This is a genomic window from Sphingomonas sp. JUb134 (assembly GCF_004341505.2).
Taxonomy (GTDB): domain Bacteria; phylum Pseudomonadota; class Alphaproteobacteria; order Sphingomonadales; family Sphingomonadaceae; genus Sphingomonas.
On record NZ_SLYP02000001.1, the window covers coordinates 2691784 to 2706619 of the forward strand.

Consider the following 14836-nt stretch of genomic DNA (forward strand, 5'->3'; position numbering starts at 1 on the left):
GCGTCTTTCCCAGCCCGTCCCTCCGACCAAGCGTGCCGGGATCGCGTCGAGCCGTGAACCTGTGCACGGATGCCCCACGATAGCTATCCACTGCCAAAGATGGCCGCACCTCAAGACGGAGTGCGGCATGAAGGACGAAAGCAAGCTTGCAGAACCCGCGTATTTTTCGGTTCAGGACGTGGCGGAATATACCGGCCTATCCGCCGACTTTTGGAACCGGCTTCGGAGCGCCGGCGGCGGCCCCCAGTACGTAAAGTTGTCTCCGAAGGCTGTGCGTTATCGCCGTGCGGACATCGACGCGTGGATGGCGGATCGACTTTGCCGCAGCACCTTCGATGATGGAAAGGTAGCCGCATGATCGGGCGGCGTGGTGGCGCCCCGGCAACGCCTAGGACGGCCGGGGCGGACCTAGCTGGCGGGCGGGGTCGGCCGGGTTCTATTGGCGTCCACTGCGCTCAGACGCTTCGTGCACAGCCCAACGGAGGCTCGCATGAGTAGCAGTTGTTCTGACAATGTAGTGACCCTAACTACGGGCGCCCCTTTCTTGCGGACCGGGCACGCCTTCGCACGGGTTGAGGTTCTCGACGATGTCGAGCCAAGCCGCTTCTTGGTAGCGGTTCGATTCGCCGACGGAGGCTATCTCTTCACTCCGTGCTCTTACACCTATGCTCAAGCGTTACTGGAAGCGCGCCAGCGTGCTGATGCACTTGGCGTTATCGCTGTCGATGCAACGTCTGCGGACCTAGCAGGCGGTTTCAGGAATGGCTGAGTTTCCCGCTCTTCCGCTGTGGACCGACTCGTATTTGGCCGACACGAGGCATCTTTCGACGCTGGAGCACGGCGCCTACGTGCTGCTGCTCATGGAGGCGTGGCGCCGGCCAACGTGCTCGCTGCCGGACAACGAGGCAGTGCTGGCTCGCCTCGCCGGGCTTAGCGAGGCCGAATGGGAGGGGATCCGTGGCAATGTCATGGCCTTTTGGACGCGCGATGGCCGAAGCAGAACGTGGACCCAGAAGCGACTGACGAAACAGCGGGAATTTACGGCGAAACATAGCAAGTCGCAAAGCGAGAAAGCTGCAAAGCGCTGGGATAAAACAAGAAAAGGCAATGCCGCGGCACTGCCGGACGGATGCCGGGGCGATGCCTCCATATCCATATCCAGTTCCGTATCTAAAGATACGGGCGCCGGGGCGCCGGTTGAGGATCCTGTGAAGGCTCTCATCGACACCGGGATTGCTCTTCTCGGGGCGGCGGGCATCCCTGCCAACAGGGCGCGCAGCATCATCGGGAAGTGGCGCAAGGACCATGGTGACGCGCCGACGCTCGCCGCGATCGTCGCAGCTCGTGACCATGGCGTCACCCAGCCGGTCGAATGGATCAGCGGTCGGTTCCGCTCGGCCACGGCCGAAGAGGACGAAGCCGCGGCGATCCGGCGGGCGACCGTAGAGCGGTACAAGCGCCTGGTGGGGCCTCCCATGCTCGCTGTGAAAGGACGGATGTCATGACGTTGGATACATCCTCGCCCAACGGGGGCACGCCTCGCGCCTGTTCCACTGTCAGAGGCTTGCCTCACACCTCGCGGGAAGCAGGGGCAACTCCTCGGTGCTATGGCAATCCGCGCCAACTGGCGGAAGAGGCCGGCACTCGTATCAGCGTCTGCAAGCTGCTGTTTGCGATCGCTGGATACGACCTGGAAAAGGTGGTGCTAATCCGCAGCTCAACGACGGAGCCAGACGTCATCCGCCTCCGCCGTGCGGTCGTGTGGGCGTCTAAGTTCCACACCAATGCTTCATTTCCAGAGATCGGCCGAGCTCTAAACTGCAGCGCTGCTGCCGTCATTGACGGCCTTGAGGAAACGAAGCGGCTCTGGTTGGTAGACCCCACGTTTCGGTCCCTCTGCGAAACCTCGCCTAGGCCTGCCAAGTGAGCCGCGCCGGGACCAATACGCGCGCGAGGGCGGTGCAGCGGCCCGGCGCCCAACCGCAGGCGGACACGCAGCGCCTTATCTGCGAGCGGTTGATCGAAGGTGAGAGCCTACGCGCGATCTGCCGTGACGCCAGCATGCCGAGCAAGTCCACGGTGGCGCGGTGGTTAGCTGCGGATGAGGCATTTCAGGAGCTATACGCACGTGCTCGCGAGTTGCAGGCGGAAGCTCTCGCTGATGAGATTCTGGAGATTGCGGATAAGGCACATGACCGTGACAGCGCTGCCGCCGCTCGTGTGAAGGTCGATGTTCGGAAGTGGCTCGCATCGAAACTCGCCCCCAAGAAGTACGGTGATGCAACCCTGTTGAAGCACGCCGATGCGGACGGGGCGCCCATGTCAGCCCTCGACAGCCTGGAGCGAGTGGGTCTGCTGGCAGCCGCGCTCCACGCAATCGGAGATAAAGCACCGAAAGGAACGAAGCGATGATTTCAGAACGCGATCTGCTCCAGTCCATCGCCAATTCGACGCCTGACGAATGCCGGCAGATCGGCCAACTGTTTTTGTCCTTCGTTGACGCGCCCCGTGACGCTGTATGGGAGGCCAACTTTCGCCGTCGTCTTGCCGCGCTCCCGGTCCAGGCCAGTGACCTGGCGACGCTCATCGCCGAGCGTCGGCGGTATGTCGCGGAGTATGGTGGGGCCTTAGAAGCGTGGCGGCATGGTTGGCATCCGATCCAGATGCGCCGGCAGCTGGAAGCGATGGGCTATAAGGGCGCACCAGGGGGTGAGCCAGATGCGGCCGACCGCGCAGCGATGGCGAGTTACCGGCTGTAGGCCGGCAGGCCCTGTGCACGGTGGCGCTGATGCGGTGTGCGGCCTCTAAGTCGATGGCTCCACCTTGGCGGGCAGGAGCCACCAGATGAATTTCGAAGCAAAGCGTCTCGAATTAGAAACCGCTCTCAAGCTGGCGCGCGAGGAGCGGGACGTAGCGGCTGCGGCCGTTCTGGAGCCGAAAGCCGAGTAAGCGTGGCCGGTAGGCCGCCTTGTTATTGCGGCCGGCTCTTCTGGTAGGCGAGCTTGCCAGCATGGCGGCGGATGGCGATGGCGGCGACGGCGCGCCGGGTGAAGCGTTCGTCGATGTCGTCAGGGTTGTAAGGGCCGCCATACCAGTTGCGCAGTCGGTCGTGTTCCTCGTGAGTGGGGTCGCCCATGGCGTCGAGGAACATCTCGTATCCGGGCAAGCCACCGACATCCTCGGGTGGACAGCGCCGTTCGCCGGCGACGAAGCGCGGGTATTTGACGTCAGGCTCGCCGGGGCCGACCGTTTCCACGGTGATGGTGTGCCGCCAGTCGTCGCCCATGTCGTAGGTGTAGACGAGTTCTTTCATGCCCCGGTCGAGGAGGGCGGCGAGCTTCACGTTCTTGGCGGCCGCCATGCCGCTTTCCGACCACATCGGGTCCGGCACGCCGTAGCGGTGGTCGCCGGCCTCGAAGTGCCAGAGATGACAGTTCTCCCAGCCCATCGCAGCCTGGACGACATCGTGGAGCATCTTGAGGCTGGCGGTGACCGGCACGTCGACCCGGCGCCAGATGGCGGGTTCGATGTTGTCCAGGACGAGGTGCAGGCGGGCAACGGTTTCGGCGCTCATGCCGCCAGCCTGGCAGGTTCGCGAGCCCAGTTCCACGGCATGAGCTCGTCCCAGCGGCTGGCGGGCCAGTCGTCGGCGACCCTGGCGATGACGTCGGCGATGTACGCCTGCGGGTCAACGCTGTTGGCCTTGCAGGTCTGGATGACGGTGTAGATCGCGGCGGCACGCTCGCCGCCCGCCCTGGAGCCGGCGAACAGCCAGTTGCGGCGACCAACGGCGACGCCGCGCAGGGCACGCTCGGCGATGTTGTTGTCGATCTCCAGGCGGCCGTCGTCGAGGAAGCGGCACAGTGCCGGCCAGCGTTTGGTGCCATAGGCGATGGCCTTGGCCATATCGGACTTGGGCGACAGGCGACGAAGGGCAGCGTCGAGCACCTCGCGCAAGGCGCCGACCAACGGCTTGGTTCGGTCCTGTCGCACTCGGTGCCGGACATCCGGTGGCTGGTCGCGCACCTCGGCTTCGACGGCATAGAGCGCGCCGAAGCGCTGGAGGATGTCGGTGGTCAGCGGCGTGGGGATGCGCTCGTGCAGGTCGAACACCTTGCGCCGGTAATGCGCCCAGCACGCTACCTCGGTGACACCGCTGCGGTACAGCCCGTCATAACCGGCATAGGCATCGGCCTGGAGGAAGCCGCGGAAGCCGGCGAGATGCGTCTGCGGGTGCGCGGCGGTCCGGTCGGGTGTGAAGCGATACCAGGTCGCGGGCGGCGCCGTGCTGCCGGACGCGCGGTCATCGGCCGCGTATACCCACAGCCGCCCGGTCGCGGTCTTGCCTCGGCCCGGGTCGAGCACCGGCACCGGCGTGTCGTCCGCATGGATCTTGTCTGCGGTCAAGACAGCATCACGGATACGGCTGACGACCGGGTCGAGCAGGACTGCGGCCTGCCCGGTCCAGCCGGCAAGGGTGGAGCGGTCGATGTCGAGGCCCTGCGCCGCCATCATCTCGGCCTGACGATAGAGCGGCAGATGGTGGTCGAACTTGGAAACGACGACATGCGCCAGCGTGGCGAAGGTCGCCTTGCCCCGCGCCACGGCGCTGACCGGCGCGGGTGCCTGCACGATTTTCTCGCAAGCCCGGCAGCTATATTTGGGGCGAACGTTGCGCACGACCCGCCAGTGGACCGGCATGACGTCGAGCATCTCGTGCGTATCCACGCCCAAGCGACGCAACATGCCGCCACAGTCCGGGCAGGTGCAGGCACCAGATGCCGGCTCATGGACTACTTCCTCGCGCGGCAAGTGGTCCGGCAGGCTGCGGACCGGTGCCGGTCGCGGCGCTACTTCGGGTGCCGCAGTCTCGACTGCGGAAACATCGCGCTCGGTTTCCAGCTCTTCCAGTGCCAGTTCGAGCTGCTCGACCTCGCGGCCCAGCTTCTCGGATGAGGCGCCGAACTGCATCCGCCGCAGCCAGGCAATCTGCCCGCGCAGGGTGTCGATGAGCAGGTCGCGGGCGACGAGCGCGGCATTGGCCCGGGCGAGCGAAGCCTCCAGCGCGGCGATCCGCGCGATGACATCAGCTGAGGAAACGGGCGCTTCCGACACCAGGATTGCATAGCAGATCGCATGCCGACGGGCGAGCAAAAGCCACGCGAAACCGCCGTTTTCAGCCCGCCAGTGTCGGCACGAACGTGCGCTCGGGCCGGCGCCAGTCGATGCCCTCCAGCAGCATCGACAGCTGCGCCGGCGTCAGCGTCACCGCGCCGGTCGCGGTCACCGGCCAGACGAAGCGGCCCCGGTCCAGCCGCTTCGAGAACAGGCACAGCCCCTGGCCATCGAACCACAGCAGCTTGACCAGATGACCGCGTTTGCCCCGGAACGCGAACAGCGCGCCGGAATGCGGATCCTCGCGCAGCACCTGCTGGACCAGCACCGCCAGCCCATCGAAGCCCTTGCGCATGTCGGTCACGCCGCAGGCCAGGAACACTCGCGTCGGCAACGGCGTCGGACTCACCTCAGCACCGACAGCACCCGCGCCAGCGCGCCGGCGTCCACCGAGCCGTCCACGCTCACCCGCACGCCACCCGCCAATTCGATGCAGATGAGGCCGGGCGTGGATGTCGCCGGCTGTGGTGCAGGAACCTCAGCCACACACACCTCGGCGAATGTTGGCAGCGCGGGCGCTATGCCGCCCAGCTTGCCCAGCCGCGCCTGCTTGCGCCACGTATACACCAGCCCGCTCGATATCTCGCGCCGCTCAAGAACATCGCGAACCCGGACGCCAGGCCGGAACGCCTCGGCCAGGATCTCCAGCTTCTCCTCGTCCGACCAACTCCGCCGGCCCGACACCCGGCCGACCACCTCCACGGACCCGAAAACTTCCCGCACCGCTATCGCCCTCGTCAAAGGCGACAAACATCCCAGCTACGGCAAAACGGGCAAGGCGGCCCGCAGGCCACGCTTACAAAGCCGACGACGAAAGCGCGCAGCTCCGCCTCTCGCAGACGATCAACGCCGTGCAGGCCATCGAAGCGAAGATCGCCGGCTTGGACCATGCGGAGAACGAGCACCGGGATGCACTGCTCGCGCAGCAGGAGCAGGACCGGCTCGAGCAGCGTTCGCGCGACGCGATCGCGATCCAGGCCACGCTACAGCGTCGTGAGGAGGCCGCGGCCAGGGTTGACGAGTTGCTGCCGCTGCTGGCCGATGCGGTATCCACGCTGACTGTCACGCTTAATGAGGTGCGGGAGCTATACAAGCCGCATACCGCGCACCTGAACGACATCCGGCGCGGCGACGCCATGAACATGTTTCATGTCCTGCCGGGATCGACGGTGCTCACGAATCGAATTGGCTACCGGCTGACGCTCGCCGCTGGAACGGCAGACACCCGCAGGCACGGCGGAGCCAACGAGGGCACGATCACGGCTTCCGCCGCGGCCGGCAATGCCCGTCTGCTCGCCGCCATGGTGCAGCACATCCCGGAGTTGGCTCAGGTCGAGGAGACGGAGAGTGTGTGAGCCTGTGACCCTTGCCGCGATCGGGGCCGGTATGGCAGCCCTCAGCACCGCCACTGCCACGGTGACCGCAGTCCAGCAGAACAAGTATCAGGCGAAGGTCGCAACCCGAAACGCTGACCTGGAAAGCGCAGCTGGCCGTGATGCGGTCGAGCGCGGCAAGATCGAGAGCCAGAACTACCAGCGCCAGGCAAGCCAGATGCAGGGCGCCCAGCGCGCGGCGCTCGCAGCGAACGGGATCGACATCAACTTCGGGTCTGCGGCCGGCGTGCGGGCGGACACTGCCATGATGCAGGCAGAGGATGCCCAGACGATCCGCGAGAACAGCATGCGTGAGGTTCGAGGAATTGAGATCAACGCCGCGAACTACCGGGCGCAGGTCCAGGCAAGCCGGCAGGCGGCGACCGGTGCAGCGATCAAGGGAGTGTTCGACTTCGGGTCGACCGTCCTGGGCGGGGCCTCTCAGTACCGGACCGCTAAGCTGCGGCGAGCGGGCTGATGGCACGGGTTCCAATCGCTACCGGAACGCAGGTTGCACTCGCTCCGCTGGCACGCGAACGTCTCCGTCCGGCCGACAATGGCGGTGGGGTGCTCGGCGGTCTTTCATCCGGCCTCCACCGAACTGGTGCGGCTTTCCAGAGTTTGGCCGAGCAGGAGGAGCGGAACGCCGAGTTGCTCGACAACGCGGCCGCCAAAGCGTTGGACAATGAGGCCACCCAGCGCATCAATGCGATACTGCGGACGGGTGAGAGTGCATTCTTCACCAAGAAGGGCTTCGACGCCGTCAACGCGCGCAAGCCCGTCGAGCAGGCGCTCACTGATCTGCACAGCGAGCTGGCGTCCCGCGCAACGACCGAGCGCCAGCGCCGCATGTTTACCGCTGCTTGGACACAGCGGACAGCTTCCGATCTGAGTGACATAGCTCGGTACTCTGGCGAGCAATTGGCCGAGGAGAATAAGCGGCAATCGGTCGGTCGCATGGAGCTAAGCCAGCAGAACGCGGTGATGTTTGCCGACGACGATGCGCGCTTCTCCGAGCACCTCGAAACAGGTCTTGGTGAATTGCGAGCGATCGCGAATGACGGCGGCTGGTTACCGGAAAGCCTCACTGCTGCGGAGGCTCGCTACAAGTCGGAGACCTATGCCGCAGTAGTGCGTGCCAAGTTGGCGACGGACGATGTCGACGGTGCGAAGAGCTACCTCGACGCGCACCGGGGGGCGATCGACTGGAAGGATGAGGCCACCTTAGATGCTGCGCTGACGCCGGTACTGCAGAAGCGCCAAGCCTATGCTGACGTCGACCGGCACATGGGGCTCCCAGCCACTTCGAAGGGCGAAGATGCGCCTGCTACGACGCCGGGCACGATGTTTGATGCGATCGTCGGCATCGAGAGTCGGGGCCGTCAATTCGCGGCCAACGGCCAGCCGCTCACCTCTCCGAAAGGGGCCGTGGGTATCGCGCAGATTATGCCGGAGACAGGTCCTGAAGCGGCTCGCTTGGCTAAGCTGCCGTGGGACGAGAGCCGGTTCCGGTCGGACGCGCAGTATAACCAGGCACTAGGGCGAGCTTACTTTGAGGCGCAGCTTCGAAAGTACGGCGACCCCCGCCTGGCGGCCGCCGCTTACAACGCTGGTCCCGGTCGCGTTGACCAAGCGCTGCGCAAGGGTGGCCGCGTAAGTTGGCTTGAGCACGTCCCGCCCGAGACCCGCGCCTACGTCGCCAAATTCGGCACCAGCGTCGGCGCGGAAGTTGTCCGCCGGGGTCCGCAGCGGGTCGACCTCGCCGGAACACTGGAGCGTATCGAGGTGACCGCCGCGGCAGAGGGCTGGTCCTTTGAACGTCGTCAGCGCGCGCAAGAGGAAGCTGAGCGACGGACGACCATTGCTGACCGATTGAAGAGCCGTGATGAGGCAGAGGCGCTCGATGATGTCCTCACGCGTGCCGATCAGCTTGGAGATGGCTTCACGGACGTGACGCAGCTCGGACCAGCCTTCGAACGTCTGCCGCCGGCGCAGAGAACTAGCTTGCGGGACCAGGCCCGAGCGAATGCGCGGCCATTGCCGATTGCTGCGAACAGTGAGAAGGCCATCGAGCTGAAGATTATGGCTGCCCGTGACCCGGAGGCCTTCAAAGCTATCGGTCTTCGCGAGTACCGGCACCTCATCACGCCCGGCGAACTCGCGTCCCTTGCGGTCGACCAGGCGCAGCTTCGCGCAAAGCCAGCGGACGCGCCGCCGACCGCGAACCTGCGGAGCGAGATTGACACGGCAATCCGGTTCCATGGAAAGAACATCGGCCTGGATGTCGGAAAGCGATCCACCGGCACGCAGCGCAAGCAGTATGGCCACATCACCGATGTCATGCGCGTCTATGTCGAACGGGTGACCGGAGGGAAGCGCGCGCCCACTGACGACGAACTGAAGGCAGCCTTCGACAGCGCGACGATGAAGGTCATCGTCCGCGGTGATGGCTGGTTCAGCGAGGACAAAGCCGTGCGCAGATTCGAGGTTCAGTCCGGCGACGGACGCATCGGTATCCCGATACCACCAGCTATCCACGAGCGCATCGTCAACATCTTTTATCGCGAGGCTGGCCGCAAGCCCACGGACGAAGAAATCGCGCAGGCCTACCTTCGCAACAAAGGCCGGCCGAAGTTCTGGGATTGAAAAAAGCTTAGGGTTGGCAGTCAGGCGTGGAAGCGTAGGGGTGTGGCAGCACCAGCTGTAGCCTTCGCCTTCAGCATGCAAAAGCTGCTGTTCCGACTATCGACACGCCCACTGAAAAGCGCTTCCATGGAGGGCGCAGATTCAAGGGGGCATCATGCGGCAGTTTTTCGCGGGCATCATCGTAGGCTCGGTATTCGCTTCGGCTCCAATAGCAGCCTCGACGCTGCTCGGCCCAAAGGGCTCGTTCTCGACGTTTCTCACGAGGCTTGAGTATGATCCGTCGCGGGCATGCGACAAGCCGCGTCGGCCGTACCTCTCCTCTTCGGAAGATCGCGTAGCGTATCTACGGCGGCGCTCCACCTATCTTGATTGCATTAAGAGCGCGGCATCGGACGACATCAGCTATGCTTCGGAGGTGGTCGTCGAGGGATACGAAAAGGCGCTGGAAGAGCGGTTCTGAAGTTCAGTGTCCTGTTGCGCGGGCCGGCGCTACGCTGCACCTCCGCTGGGCAGCCGGACCGGCGTGGTGCGTGTCTCCCACCGCGAGTGACGTCTCCTGTGCGATGGTCGAGAGCGGCACCGCCTTGCGGTGGTCGCAATACTGAAGACGCATTGGCGTTGAGGAACTTTCCCGCATCCCCCCTATACTTTGTCGGGAGTCATGGAGGCGATATGCAGCTAACAGACGACGACTACTACGAACTTGAGGCATTTGTGCGGGCGGTCATGCACCGGGTCCAGAGCGGCGCGTGCGGTGTTGATGAAGGGGTCCGTTCGCTTATGCATCCGCTCACGGCTTGGGACCGCGCCAATTGGGCAGAGTTCGCTCCTTGGATGCGGCTCCAAAGAGACGAATGGAGGCAGCGCGACACCTGAGATTCCTCGGATAGAAAACCTCTTTTGACGAGACGGCGCCGAATCGCTGACCCTCGAGCATCGCCGAAGAACGAGCCGGGGACCGCAGTCAACATACGCGGCCCTTCCTTACTCAGGGCTGGTGGCGCCGCCACGTCGCTTGAGGCGGCTACTTCTTCTTCGGCGGAGGCGGCGGAGGTGGAGGAGGTGGAGGAGGTGGAGGAGGTCCTCTGTAATCCTTTCGGCTCAGATTCGTGATGTAGCTGGTCCGCGTCTGCTTTTCAGGTGTTTTGGCCATAGAGCATAGCTAAGCTCGCGACATGGCGCAGGGCAATCTGGATTCTCTTAGAACCTTTGATGAAGATGTTCTGAGGGAGATCGTTCGTGAGGGCGAGCGCCGCCTCGACGCCCAACTCGCGACTGCAAACGCCGCGGATCAGCGAGCTATGGCTTGGGCCGCACTTCTGGTGACGGTAGCCGCAGCTGTCCTGGGAGGGTCGGCTGCCCTCCTAGTCGGCGGGACAAATCTGCTGCTAGCCCTCATCGGAGTCGGGGTGGCCTTAATGCTGGGCGTCGCGATCATGAAAGCCGTCGACGTCGTTCGGCCAAAGGGGTTCGACTTCCCTGGAAACCAGCCTCGGAACTGGCTTCCTGAGAACTGGCAGTGTCATGGGAGCGGAGAGAAGTGCGACGCGCGCCAGGCGCTGCTTGAGCAGGCCGCTACCCTAGACCAACAGATTGAGGAAAACGCCACCCTTGCAGCGAATGCGGGGGCGCAACTCAGGATGTCGATGGATTTGGCGCTATACTCGGTCGTGATGGGCGCCGTGCTGGTCGGCCTGCTTGTGCTGGCAGCTGCAGCCGGGGTGCCGGGGGCGAAGTAGGTTCAGACCACGGGCTACTCAGCGGGGTTCGTCCACGAGGGCTCCCCGCAGTCCCTGCCCCAGCCGGTGCGCGATCGGATCGCGCGGTACTTCGCGATCGACGTGCGGCTGCTGGAGCCACGGTAAAGGTCCGGCCTCCAAGGACGCCCCCCATGCATGGGGGCGTCCTTCCCCGGGACGGGCCCCGGGCTTAAGCCTGATGCCCACGAGGCAGCGCAGGAACCTCGTGCCGGTCTTCCCCGACTGCCAGGCGTGGCTACAGTTCGGGCTGGCGGTCTGCATCACCCGCGCGGCCGAAGGCTCACCACTTTCGTCTGCCCAAGCCCAACCGGATGCACGACGGCCAGGCTATCCGGACGCTGGAATCTACCCTTGGCCTCGGCAGCGCCACTGTACCTCGGGGCTGCGTACATCTCGCGGACCGCAGCCCTTCGGCTATACCTGAAGTCAAAGCAGTTGTGAATCGGCCGAGGCTCAGCCTATCTCTTTGCTATGGATCTGAAGCCCCCGTCCCTACCGAAGTTCCAGCCCGCTACTGTGGAGGCCTTCACAGCCTTGAAGAAGGAGGTAACTCGTTTCGAGAAGTCCCTCCCAGAAAATCAAGAGATCGGGATTTCGGTCAATGGGGCGGATAACGTGATCCACGTCTCGTCCATAAGGGCGAGCAACCAGATGGTGGTGTTCGAAGGGGTCGACGATCTCGGCCGCCGAGCTCAACTAATCCAGCACTTCACGCAGGTGAATGTGCAGCTGGTGGCGGTCGACGCGCTCTCGGAAACGGCTACCCGCATCGGGTTCTGAGACCGTGCCAGTTATGTGAATGCCCGAACAGACGGAGGAAAGTGTGACTGTCGCGGATCAGGTGGAGGAGGCGATGCGGCGCCACCCCGGCAGCACAGCGCGTGAACTATCGGCCGCGATCTTCGGGTTTCAGGACGGCTATCAGCAGCGCGTCAATCCTATCTGCCGGAAGCTCTGCGCTGAGGGACGCGCATACAGGGAGGGAAGCGGCACTATCCGGGAGCCCTACCGCTACACCTACGGCAAACCGCGGGGCGTGTAGCTCAACGCCGCACCGCCGCAGCCACGACAATAGGCGCGATCTTCTTAACGACGCCGCGGGCGCGACCATGCGGCCACCGGCATCGCGAGATTTCCGGTGGCGCTTGTCCGGGCTTGGAACAGAGCCGGGGGGCCGGAAAGCGGCCCCGCAGGCGTGAGAACAGCCTGACTGTAGAAAACGAGCTTCGCTGGCGCTGAACCGAAGTCGGACCCCGCACCCGAAGGTGCCACGTCCTCCTCACCCGCTCCAATTGCGGCAGAGGGGCCAGCGAAGCCAACACCAACGTACGACCGTTAACGATCCCGATCAAGCACACGACGTCGCATCTCGACGCGAGACTGCCGACCTGAACTTTCGCGGATACCACCAGTCTAGCGGCTGCCACAGCACGAGAACGGCATGATCTTACTGGCAAAGCGGCGCGCGCCGCTTAGGAGCCGAGCTGATCGCAGGCGGCTCGCTCGTCCAGACTAGCAAAGCGCGCCGCGTCCGCGAACACGCTAGCCACGTCTTCCGCCGACCAGGGGAAGGTGGTGCCGTCCGGAGCTGCCCCCAGGTACCAGGTCAACTTCCAGTGGAGTGCCCGAAGGTGGGGCGCCGGGCTGTCCAGAAGCTCGTCCCGAGCAGCGGCGCACTGCCCCTCGGCAGAGAGCGCTTCCAGCCGTGCTTGATCGTACGCGGTTCTAGCCCGCTCTAGGGCCTCCTTGGCCTTCCGTTCCACGCCCTGGATCTGCTCATAGCGAGCGAGCGCAGCATCCCACTGGGCAGGAGTGAGGAGTGTGGCAAGCGCCGGGATATTCGTGGTAGCCGTTTCCATAGTCGTTGCCCTCTCAGACAGGTTTGCGATCAGGCCGGGCCGGGGAGGTAGGATGCCCCGGTTCGGCCGCCTTAGTAGAACCGAGATAGATTCTCTATCAGTATGGGGTAGTTGCCGCAAGCTGCCGTCTGCGATAATCTCTCTCACCATGACACCGACACAATGCCGCATGGCAAGAGCCGCGCTTCACTGGTCCGCGGCCGATCTCGCCCGGGCTTCTGCTGTCGGCTACGCAACGGTAGCGCGCTTCGAACTTGGCCAAACCGTCCAGCCGGACAAAGTAGCTGCTATGCGCCAGGCGCTTGAGGATCAGCGGGTGCGCTTCGTTGAAGATGGGCCGTTCGCAGGAGTTTTGGCGCGGACGCCAGCAGCATGATGCTCCAGCTTCGGTCTAGGACTGTACCTAATTATACGTGCGCGGTCGGTGTTCGGTGCTGGGCTGATTGCGCTTAACGTTCTGCGATGTACCTTCGCCCAGTTTTTGGGGGACGATTCGCTGGATGGGGTACCGATACAAGTTCGACCATCCGCCACTCCTTCCGCCTGGCAGGCATCCAATGTCTTTGTCCGATTTGAGGAATCTGACGGTCAGCCCTTTTGATGCGGACTCCTCGCGTCATGCCATTTTTGCGAAGTTCGAGGCACTGGTGCTTGACCTTCAACAACGCGGCTTCCGCTGCGAGGTTCTGTGCAACGGCAGCTTCGTCACCAGCGCCCCCAAACCTGAAGACATCGACGTCGTAGTGCGGATCGATCATGATTTTGCCGCGCAGCTTAGCGACGAGCAGCTCGCATTCTTCGACGGCCTGAACGACGATTTAGCGGATCACGTGGTGGATACGTTCGGCGAGGTGGCGTATCCTTACGGCCACGCCGACTATGGCGCGGAGGAAGGCCCGAGCTGGGAAGCGCACTACGGCATGGAGCACGGGCAAGTCTGGCTTAAGGGAGTGGCAGTCGTGAAGGTGGGGGAGACCGATGTCGGACTACGCCTCCGCCGCTGACCATGCGCGCCGGGTAGGCGCTTCCATTGCCCGGCTAGAGCGTCGCGCAGGCGAGGCGCCGGATGATCGCGCCCTTCAGATCAACTTGGCCGCCAAGCGCAAGCTCTTGCGCCGCGCGCGTCAGGAGCTGGAAGGGATCGCCGAGTCTCATGGCGTCGAGCTATGTGATTACCGGTTGATCCCGCGGCAAGAAGCACGCCTCTTGCTGCCAAATATCTCCAGTTCCCTACTGCAATACCAATATGTGTTTAGCCAAGTATATGACAGCCTTCTCAATGGCCCTAAACGCAACGCACGAATTGCGGACAAGCCTTGGAAAGAAAGCTGCTTAGAAATAGGTTTCACCTACAGCGGCTCATTTGGCACGGTGTTAATGGCGCCTTCGAAACGAGACTTTTTCGAAGGATCATTCGACAGGACAGTAGAGGCTGTCGATCAGCTGCTCAACATCAGTGATGATCATGACGTCCGAGACGTTGCAAAGACGCTTGGTGAAGCCGTTATCAAACGGCTACATGATTGGTCTTTCGCGAACGTAAAGGGCAACTTCGACGCTGATGTTCGGTGGCGCCGGTCAGACGGCCGCCAATTTGGCAGGCTCGTTAAGTTCGACGACATGGCTCGGATGGTGACGCTCATCTCCGCCACGTCGGACGAGGATCGGCAACCAGTGGAGGCTTCGGGGGTGCTCATAGGCGCCGACCTCCAGTCGAGGTCCTTCCACTTCGTGGTGCCCAATGGAGACACGTACCGTGGATCATTGGGGGAACGGTTCCCAACGGGCGCCGTACTCAAGCTCCCTGGCTCCTATCGAGCATCGATAACCCGGATCGTGACGATCAACTACGCGAGCGGACGTGAGACGGAGAGGTTTGAGCTAGAACAGCTTAGCACCGAATAGCCGTGCCGATCGACCGCGGGCAGAGCCCCCTGGCTGCTTGCTAGGGGCTGCGCGCGCTTCTGCCAGTCGAGATCCCGGCGCGCTCTCGAGTATGTCGGACATGCCGCGCCGGCATCTG

Annotated in this window: 17 protein-coding genes; 12 read left to right on the forward strand and 5 right to left on the reverse strand. The window is 63.7% G+C overall.

All coding sequences use genetic code 11. The features are described from left to right. Positions 1 to 127: 127 nt before the first annotated feature. From EDF69_RS12450 to EDF69_RS12465, 4 genes are all read left to right on the forward strand, one after another. Positions 128 to 358: a helix-turn-helix transcriptional regulator gene (locus EDF69_RS12450; protein WP_132884585.1), complete on the forward strand. Its 231-nt coding sequence runs from the start codon at positions 128 to 130 to the stop codon at positions 356 to 358. Between the two features lie 403 nt (positions 359 to 761). Beyond that, a complete protein-coding gene (locus EDF69_RS12455) occupies positions 762 to 1505 on the forward strand; it encodes a DUF1376 domain-containing protein (RefSeq protein ID WP_132884584.1) in 744 nt (247 codons plus the stop codon). 418 nt (positions 1506 to 1923) lie between these two features. Further along, on the forward strand, positions 1924 to 2412 hold the full coding sequence (locus tag EDF69_RS12460) for a terminase small subunit-like protein (RefSeq protein ID WP_204991376.1): 489 nt from the start codon (positions 1924 to 1926) through the stop codon (positions 2410 to 2412). After that, positions 2409 to 2759 carry a hypothetical protein gene (locus EDF69_RS12465; protein WP_132884583.1) on the forward strand — a complete coding sequence of 117 codons (351 nt, stop codon included), beginning with the start codon at positions 2409 to 2411 and terminating at the stop codon, positions 2757 to 2759. The genes EDF69_RS12460 and EDF69_RS12465 overlap by 4 nt, the downstream gene beginning before the upstream one ends. A 212-nt stretch (positions 2760 to 2971) precedes the next feature. Here the strand turns inward: EDF69_RS12465 and EDF69_RS12470 are convergent, their stop codons facing one another. The 4 genes from EDF69_RS12470 to tnpA are packed head-to-tail and all read right to left on the reverse strand — an operon-like array spanning position 2972 to position 5898. Continuing rightward, positions 2972 to 3574: a plasmid pRiA4b ORF-3 family protein gene (locus EDF69_RS12470; protein WP_132884633.1), complete on the reverse strand. Its 603-nt coding sequence runs from the start codon at positions 3572 to 3574 to the stop codon at positions 2972 to 2974. After that, positions 3571 to 5133, reverse strand: a complete 1563-nt coding sequence (gene tnpC / locus EDF69_RS12475) for an IS66 family transposase (RefSeq protein WP_425336666.1) — start codon at positions 5131 to 5133, stop codon at positions 3571 to 3573. The genes EDF69_RS12470 and tnpC overlap by 4 nt, the downstream gene beginning before the upstream one ends. A gap of 43 nt (positions 5134 to 5176) precedes the next feature. Continuing rightward, the gene (gene tnpB / locus EDF69_RS12480; RefSeq protein ID WP_304537245.1) at positions 5177 to 5524 is read right to left on the reverse strand and encodes an IS66 family insertion sequence element accessory protein TnpB; all 348 of its coding nucleotides are present in this window, start codon (positions 5522 to 5524) and stop codon (positions 5177 to 5179) included. Beyond that, positions 5521 to 5898 (reverse strand): IS66-like element accessory protein TnpA, encoded by a 378-nt coding sequence (gene tnpA, locus EDF69_RS12485; RefSeq protein WP_339537905.1) that lies wholly within the window; start codon positions 5896 to 5898, stop codon positions 5521 to 5523. The genes tnpB and tnpA overlap by 4 nt, the downstream gene beginning before the upstream one ends. A 128-nt stretch (positions 5899 to 6026) precedes the next feature. Here tnpA and EDF69_RS12490 point away from each other — a divergent pair, with 128 nt between their 5' ends. The 6 genes from EDF69_RS12490 (at position 6027) to EDF69_RS12515 (ending at position 11734) form a co-directional block, all read left to right on the forward strand. After that, positions 6027 to 6530 (forward strand): hypothetical protein, encoded by a 504-nt coding sequence (locus EDF69_RS12490; RefSeq protein ID WP_132884079.1) that lies wholly within the window; start codon positions 6027 to 6029, stop codon positions 6528 to 6530. Next, entirely contained in the window at positions 6523 to 7026 is a 504-nt protein-coding gene (locus EDF69_RS12495; protein ID WP_132884080.1) for a virion core protein, T7 gp14 family, read from the forward strand. Before EDF69_RS12490 ends, EDF69_RS12495 begins: the two co-directional genes overlap by 8 nt. 143 nt (positions 7027 to 7169) lie before the next feature. Further along, on the forward strand, positions 7170 to 9194 hold the full coding sequence (locus EDF69_RS12500; RefSeq protein WP_204991377.1) for a transglycosylase SLT domain-containing protein: 2025 nt from the start codon (positions 7170 to 7172) through the stop codon (positions 9192 to 9194). A gap of 154 nt (positions 9195 to 9348) precedes the next feature. Beyond that, a complete protein-coding gene (locus EDF69_RS12505; protein WP_132884081.1) occupies positions 9349 to 9654 on the forward strand; it encodes a hypothetical protein in 306 nt (101 codons plus the stop codon). A gap of 715 nt (positions 9655 to 10369) precedes the next feature. Then, positions 10370 to 10933, forward strand: coding sequence for a hypothetical protein (locus EDF69_RS12510; protein WP_132884082.1), 564 nt, complete (start codon positions 10370 to 10372; stop codon positions 10931 to 10933). Between the two features lie 492 nt (positions 10934 to 11425). Continuing rightward, positions 11426 to 11734, forward strand: a complete 309-nt coding sequence (locus tag EDF69_RS12515) for a hypothetical protein (RefSeq protein WP_132884083.1) — start codon at positions 11426 to 11428, stop codon at positions 11732 to 11734. Positions 11735 to 12426: 692 nt separating this feature from the next. Here the strand turns inward: EDF69_RS12515 and EDF69_RS12520 are convergent. Continuing rightward, positions 12427 to 12813, reverse strand: a complete 387-nt coding sequence (locus EDF69_RS12520) for a hypothetical protein (RefSeq protein ID WP_132884085.1) — start codon at positions 12811 to 12813, stop codon at positions 12427 to 12429. A 500-nt stretch (positions 12814 to 13313) separates the two neighbouring features. On the opposite strand from EDF69_RS12520, the gene EDF69_RS12525 reads away from it, so the two are divergent. Then, positions 13314 to 13817, forward strand: coding sequence for a DUF6932 family protein (locus EDF69_RS12525; protein WP_425336637.1), 504 nt, complete (start codon positions 13314 to 13316; stop codon positions 13815 to 13817). Then, positions 13792 to 14718 (forward strand): hypothetical protein, encoded by a 927-nt coding sequence (locus tag EDF69_RS12530; RefSeq protein WP_132884089.1) that lies wholly within the window; start codon positions 13792 to 13794, stop codon positions 14716 to 14718. The genes EDF69_RS12525 and EDF69_RS12530 overlap by 26 nt, the downstream gene beginning before the upstream one ends. Positions 14719 to 14836: the final 118 nt, after the last annotated feature.